Source organism: Gordonia sp. AC31 (genome assembly GCF_031844505.1).
Taxonomy (GTDB): Bacteria; Actinomycetota; Actinomycetes; order Mycobacteriales; family Mycobacteriaceae; genus Gordonia; species Gordonia hongkongensis.
Map to the genome: position 1 here is coordinate 1 of NZ_JAUZVK010000076.1, position 1,456 is coordinate 1,456.

The window sequence follows — 1,456 nt, forward strand, 5'->3', positions numbered from 1 at the left end:
CGGGTGAGTCCCCTGGTGTGGTGGGGTTTCGGGGCTGGGGTGAGGCCGTCACGTTGCGTGTCGGTGCCCCTGTTGAGGCGGGCCATCGCGTAGTGGTCAGTGAGTTACCTACCCAGTGACTCAACAGAAGGACACACGACGCGATGACCCACGATCATTCTGCCTTGCTCGCCCAGCTCGATGCACTTACGGCCGCTGATTCCGGCGCGGTGTTCGCCGAGTTGATCCGAGCGGGCCTACAAGCCCTGATCGAGGCCGAGGCCAGCGAGAAAATCGGTGCCGGCCGCTATGAGCGTTCCGCGGAACGCTCGACTCACCGTAACGGCCACCGCACCAAGACCGTGTCAACGACCTCGGGTGATGTCGAGGTCAAGATCCCCAAGCTACGATCCGGGTCGTTCTTCCCGAGCCTGCTCGAACGACGCAGACGCATCGACAAAGCACTGCACGCAGTGGTGATGGAGGCCTACGTCCACGGCGTGTCCACGCGCTCGGTCGATGACCTCGTCAACGCCCTCGGCGTGTCCTCGGGCATCTCCAAGTCCGAAGTCTCCCGCATCTGCGCCGGCCTCGACCAGGAAGTGGCCGCGTTCCGCGAGCGCTCGCTGACCCACACCGAGTTCCCGTACGTGTTCGCCGATGCCACATTCTGCAAGGTTCGCGTCGGTGCCCACGTGGTGTCGCAAGCGTTGGTCGTGGCGACGGGAGTGTCGATCGACGGCACCCGTGAAGTGTTGGGTACCGCAGTCGGCGACTCGGAGTCCTTCGAGTTCTGGCGTGAATTCCTCGCCTCCCTCAAAGCGCGGGGTCTGTCTGGGGTGCATCTGGTCATCTCCGATGCCCACGCCGGATTGAAAGCCGCTGTGGCCCAACAGTTCACCGGCTCATCGTGGCAGCGATGCCGGGTTCACTTCATGCGGAACCTGCACGGTGCGGTGTCAGCAAAACAGGCACCCGTGGTGACCGCGGCGGTCAAGACCATCTTCGCTCACACCGAGCCCGCCGAGGTCGCCGCGCAGTGGGACCAGGTCGCCGACACCCTGGAATCGTCGTTCCCGAAGGTGGCGGCGATGATGGCCGATGCCAAACCCGACGTGCTCGCGTTCACCGCGTTCCCACGCGCGCACTGGCAGAAGATCTGGTCCAACAACCCCATCGAACGGCTCAACAAGGAGATCAAGCGCCGTGCCGATGTCGTCGAGATCTTCCCCAACCCCGCCGCGTTCCTGCGGTTGGCGACCGCGGTCGTGATCGAGGCCCACGACGAGTGGCAAGTCACCCGCCGCTACCTCTCCGACATCAGCATGGCCGAACTTCGCAAAGTCATCGCCGCCAAACATCAAGCCACCGAAACAGTCGACGAAACACGCCAAATCGCCTAACATTCACCACGACTCGTTGATCACAACGCGTGGCTCACGCCGGTCCGAAGTCCACCACCCCAAGGGGCGCTATC

General features: G+C 63.7%; 1 protein-coding gene. It reads left to right on the top strand.

Going from position 1 to position 1,456, the window contains the following annotated elements:
- The first annotated feature begins 143 nt into the window (after window positions 1-143).
- Window positions 144-1,382, top strand: coding sequence for an IS256 family transposase (locus tag Q9R39_RS24620; protein ID WP_191834672.1), 1,239 nt, complete (start codon window positions 144-146; stop codon window positions 1,380-1,382).
- The last annotated feature ends 74 nt before the right edge of the window (window positions 1,383-1,456 follow it).

What these genes read in the sequence shown, in the direction of transcription:
- Q9R39_RS24620 (WP_191834672.1), top strand. Translation starts at nt 144, where the DNA reads ATGACCCACGATCATTCTGCCTTGCTCGCCCAGCTCGATGCACTTACG.